At 55.6% G+C, this 5,260-nt stretch carries 3 protein-coding genes and 2 pseudogenes; 3 read left to right on the top strand and 2 right to left on the bottom strand.

The genetic code is table 11. The annotated features are described in order from the left end of the window. The 3 genes from L0H14_RS11610 to L0H14_RS11600 form a co-directional block, all read left to right on the top strand. On the top strand, positions 1-775 hold a 775-nt coding region (locus L0H14_RS11610), incomplete at its 5' end, for a hypothetical protein (RefSeq protein WP_301418640.1). Positions 776-844: 69 nt separating this feature from the next. Next, a complete protein-coding gene (locus L0H14_RS11605; protein WP_301418642.1) occupies positions 845-1,441 on the top strand; it encodes a SipW-dependent-type signal peptide-containing protein in 597 nt (198 codons plus the stop codon). After that, a complete protein-coding gene (locus L0H14_RS11600; protein ID WP_336621716.1) occupies positions 1,438-2,733 on the top strand; it encodes a signal peptidase I in 1,296 nt (431 codons plus the stop codon). The genes L0H14_RS11605 and L0H14_RS11600 overlap by 4 nt, the downstream gene beginning before the upstream one ends. 725 nt (positions 2,734-3,458) lie before the next feature. Here the strand turns inward: L0H14_RS11600 and L0H14_RS11595 are convergent. Then, positions 3,459-4,512 (bottom strand): annotated as a pseudogene (locus tag L0H14_RS11595) (IS1595 family transposase). Between the two features lie 102 nt (positions 4,513-4,614). Then, positions 4,615-4,953, bottom strand: a pseudogene (locus L0H14_RS11590) (integrase core domain-containing protein); the annotation flags it as partial. Positions 4,954-5,260 lie beyond the last annotated feature (307 nt).

Below are 5,260 nucleotides of genomic sequence, written 5' to 3'. Positions count from 1 at the left end.
CGTCCCACCACACACCTCCGTGCTCAAGGTGTTGCGACGACCAATTGAATCCGCCTTGCTACTTCCTAACACAATGAGTAATGTCGCCTTTGGCATCACACACACTTCGAAAGCGGGAATTATGTCTGAAACACCCAACACAACGTCCGGCAAAACTTCACGACGTCGGAAAATTCAGGCCCTACTGGCCGGGGGAACCGTCCTCGGCGTGGGCGCCCTAGTAACCCTGGCAGCCTGGACGGATGATGAATTTGCCCTCGGCGAGTTCGGCGCCAGTTCCTTCAACCTTGAGGGAACTGCTGTTGCTGCCGATGCAGACTACACCGAGCACGATGGTGCAGAAGGTGCCGCCACGCTTACTTTCGATACAGACGCCCTGAACATGGTCCCTGAGCAAACAGTCTATGCCCCTTTCTGGGTGCGTCTCGATGCAGACACCAATGTCGACGGCACTATTGAAGCCGAGACTGGCATCTCTGTCGCTTCAGCCTCAGGGGAAAATGCTGAGAACCTTTCGCTCGAGGTCTACCACGGCGTGGACGCTTGCGACACTACTGCAGCTGAAACCGGTACCTTGGTCGCCTCCGGAAGCGACCTGACAGCCGTCGACTCAAACCCCGTTGCCATCGACCTGACTTCCAATGAGTCCGGTACAGACGGCGAGGAAGAACTACTCTGCTTTGCTGTTACCTCCGCGGATGAAGAGAGTTTCCTTCAGGGAGGGACTGCAGCGGCGACCTGGCAAGTTCAGGCGACATCCAATGACGAAGGCTGAAGGTAATTGGGACGATGTGCGCCAGCTCACGCTAAGCCAAAGCCACCCAGCAAACTCAAGTACCGGCGGATGCGCGCCCTGCTGGCCAGCGGACTGGTGCTCGGCGTAGGCTCCACCCTGACGCTGTCCTCGTGGAATGACTCCGAATATATTGAAACTGAAATAGAAGCGGGAACGTTCATGTTCGAGGGGTCACGAACAGGCCAGGAGGGTTCATTCGAAGAATCATCCGAAGAAGCTGCCCACGCACTAACGTTTTCTTCAAACGCTGGACAAATGTACCCGGGATCGAGCACCTACGCCCTGTTCAGTGTACGAACCCAATCCGGCTCCTTAGGCGGCACCAGCCAAGTACAACCACCACAATGGGATCGGGAAAATCCTGAGAGCCTCGGGCACTACCTGAACTACGGGATCCGAATTCTTGAAGGCACCACTTGTAACGAGGAAACGTTCGCTGCCAGCGCGCAAGTCGTGGTGGATTCTGAAACTCCCCTACTCGAAGTCGAACCTCAAGTTACCGAACAAGTTCTGGCACCCGATGCGCAGGAAACCGTGAACTATTGTATCGAGCTGGCCCTACCCGTCGGCGACAACAATGACGCTCAAGGCGCAACGGTAGCACCGCAATGGGAGTTCCTCGGTACTAGCACCGTGGACGAGTGATCGTCGTGTTGAGACGCATCAGACACTATGTCACAGATACTTTACTCTGGCTCGTCGCGTGCATGGGCCTGCTCGCTATTATCTTGGTCATTGCTGCATATCTGTTCAATACTTCTGTGATTCTATTCCGCACAGGCTCCATGGAGCCCACGGTGCCGACAGGCTCAGCTGCTCTGGTGCAAGAAATCCCTGCATCCGAGGTCGAAGTCGGCGACATCCTCACAGTTGAACGACCCGACCAACTACCTGTGACCCACCGGGTCATTTCTGTAGACCCCGGAGACACTCCACAAGAGCGCGTGATCACAATGCAAGGAGACGCCAACGCTTCTCCTGACGCTAGCCCCTATAGGATTACGGAAGGAAAAGTTGTGCGGGGCTCTGTCCCGGGTATGGCAAAAGTTATACACCAGCTAGGCAACCCCTACGTGCTCGGTGGGATCACCATAGCTGCCGCAATTCTTGTGGGCTGGGCATTTTGGCCACGCAGCAGCCCGATATCGGACACTCCTGACCAGCATGAACAAGACACTCACACTGAAGGAAACCGAGCCGATTCTTCAAAGACTCCTCCATACCACGTCAGAGCCGTTATCGGATTTCTAACAGCCGCCACCGCCGGGCTGATGCCCCATACGCCGGTGGCCCAGGCGAGCACTACAGATTTGGTTGAAGAGACCCTGAGTTCTCAGTACATCACTCTCACCTCGACCTATGCTCCCACCACCCGTGACGCTCTCACTAGAGGGAGCTTTTCCCCTTGGGACATTGGCATTGATATCGATGCCCCATCTGAGGGCGAAGCCCGTGCCGGTTTGCAGGCCCAGGGTGATTTTGCACTGCGGGTCTCCGTGCTGGCCTGCTCTATCCAGTGGGCGGATAGCCCTACAGCTGTGGCGCAAGGTGCAGCCTCCTGTGATGGCGAAATCCGGACCGTTGCAGAAAACCTCATCATCTCCCCCAACGAAGCCCCTCAATGGATTGACCACTTCCAAGCCAGTGATTCGCCGTGGTTACGCTTATTGGTGTCACTTCCTTCCGAAGACGCCAAGCAGCCAGAAGGCACTACAGGACTCAGGCTAGATGTTGAGGCCGCTGGTGACGAGCTCTCAGTCGACAGTGATGTTCACAATGACGGGCAGCATTCCCCCGGGAGTTCAACGTCACCTGCCCAGGATTTGGCTCGCACCGGCGGTCCTGTGATCCTGCTGCTAGTAGTAGCACTGGCCTCCATGACGCTAGGCCGTTGGGTACAATCGCGCTCTGCTCAAAAAACTGGGACTGGAAGGTAAACCCATATGCCGTCTTACAAAACCTCCGATGTACCTGAACCGCGGCAAAGGCGCAGCGCCCTTGCTCTTAGACTCATGAGCTTGACCACGATTACCGCTCTACTCCTCGCTGGGATTACCTCAAGTATTGGAGAAACCGAGGCGAGCTGGATCCATTCTGAATACGCGAGGGGTAGTAACATTGAGGCCGGGACTGTCAGACCGCCTAGCAATCTAGAATGCGAAGCGCCTACTCTGCTAGGGCGCCCTACGCTTGAATGGGAACACCCCAGCGACGGGCCGCCAGAAGGCGGTTACGTGTTAGAAGTCGAACACAACGTTACAGGCAATACGAATCGTTACGTCATCGAGGATGAAGAAACCAATAGCCTTCGACTCACCGATGGGCTCCTCGCCACTCTCTTGGGCAACTTATTAGGGCTCGGCAGGAATTTTACCGCCCGTATCCAAGCTGTCGGACCTGAAGGATCAGAGTGGGTCTCTAATTACAGTAATGAAACTGAATTTTATCCAGGATTGTTAGGGATTCCTCTTCCACGCTGCCCCTAGAACGGAGTTGAAGGTACTTGCATGCATATCGTAACTGCACGCCCATCTGAAGCACTTCAGCCCGGGTGGGCCGTCCCATGTTTAGGTCCAAGCGGTATGTGAGCCATTTTTATTGCAAGGGGTATCCATTTAGGTGCCAATGACGTAGTGGCTGACGTTGCGACGCATTTCGGATGTTAGCGACGTTGACGCCAGGGCCGGGTCGCGGTTCTGAGTTCCAGGCTGCGTGGCCGGGAACGTGGACCAGAGACTCCTTTCGATGGACTCTTTTTGGTTCCGGTACCTGAACCAAATCGTTGTAGGCAATGGGCTGGGTAGCGACTGCTCGCTGAAGTAACCGGTAGAAGACTAGGCCTCGATGACGAGAGTGGCGCCGGTTGAATCGGAAAACGAATTCATCCAGGTACTCAGGCAGGTACTCAACACTTCCAGCCCCTTGATATGTACCTTCAAGAGACAGTTTAACCAGCGCGAAGAGCCGGTGAACTGCTGGCAGTGACTCATGAGCGGGCTGGTGTGTGGCTGAGATATTGATCGGCTGGTGCGTGTACTGGTCCAAGGCCGGTGGATAGGATCGCCGTCCATCGGTGATCACGGTCGAGCCGGCAGCGATGGTCTGTTGCGCGAAGCCATGTCTGTGCTGCAGCATCGACAATGACTGCCCATCTAGCACGGCCCCAGCCATGATCAGTGATCTCAATAGCACCGGCCACCAGCGTCTTGCCCAGCGCGCCGCGGCCTATGGTGCCCGCACGAGGCCCGCCAAGAAATGTTTCATCGACCTCGACCCGACCCGTCAACGGTGAGCTGCCAGCAGCTGACATCATCCGGCGCAGTTTGGCCAGCATGGCCCATGCCGTTTGATACGACGAGATCGGCAACACCCGATGCAGATGAGCAGCAGAGACACCCATCTTGCTGACAGTGACCAACCAGATTGTCTCGAACCACACCGTCAACGGAATACGCGTCTTATCGAAGATCGTCCCCCGACGTGACAGATATCCGGCGCCGACAACCATGACAGCGATACCGATCAGCTGTGTCACGCCCAGCAGTATCAGCCTGGCAGTGCGGACAGATGAATCCCGTGGGCCATCGTAACCAATCCAGATAGTCCAAACAGGCCGCATCGGTACGAAACCACGCACGCATCTGTGCCACATCAGCTGGGTAATCGCGACCAACGACAGCAGACGTTGGTTGGACGTCACCGGTAGACTGAGCCATGACGTACACCCCTTCTTGGTGTAGTCCATGCCCTCGGCTGTTGGTGCAGCGCGAGGGCTTTTATCTGAGCTCAGCTTACCCGTACCTGCCGACCGTTCCTGTCTATAGTCTTTGGCACCTAAATGGATACCCCTTTTTATTGATTCTATGGGTGCAGGTTTGAGCGTAGTCGACAGGTGCGAGGTATCCCAGCGATGAATGTCTCCGATCATGGTTGTATTCATACTTCCAGTCGCTGATGATGACTTGTGCATGCAACAGCGAGTAAAAACTGTTGATATTCAGACATTCATCTCGCAGACGCCCGTTGAACGATTCCACGTAGCCGTTATGCCATGGCTGGCCTGGCGGGATGTATGACAATGCTGCCCGGTTGGCTGCCCAGGTCATCACCGCTTGAGAGATGAACTCGGGTCCGTTGTCACTGCGCAACACCGCAGGCTGTTTGTGATCAACTAGATGTAGGCCGGATGAGCAGGGAAATCCAGCCAATTCAGCGGCTGGTTTCCGGCCAAAAGAGCGCTAAGAATCCGGCCAGCTATCCACATACATGTTGTGTGGTGTTATCCAGTTGACCCCCAGATGATGAATGCGTGTGTATCGCTGTTATGAAATACAGCGATGGGCACCGTCTGTCCTGGTATATGAGTTCCTCATGCGCTGCTATCTTTTCTACCAACGGCAGCGCGGGAGAGGAACTGGAAAGTCCATGACGGTGCCCATGCGTGCGCCGTGAGGCGCTTGTTGA

Source organism: Yaniella sp., assembly GCF_030453185.1.
In the GTDB taxonomy this organism is placed as follows: Bacteria; Actinomycetota; Actinomycetes; order Actinomycetales; family Micrococcaceae; genus Yaniella.
Note: the sequence above shows the minus strand (reverse complement) of the source record. Positions and strands in the feature narration are given on the sequence as shown.

What these genes read in the sequence shown, in the direction of transcription:
- L0H14_RS11605 (WP_301418642.1), top strand. Translation starts at nt 845, where the DNA reads ATGCGCGCCCTGCTGGCCAGCGGACTGGTGCTCGGCGTAGGCTCCACC.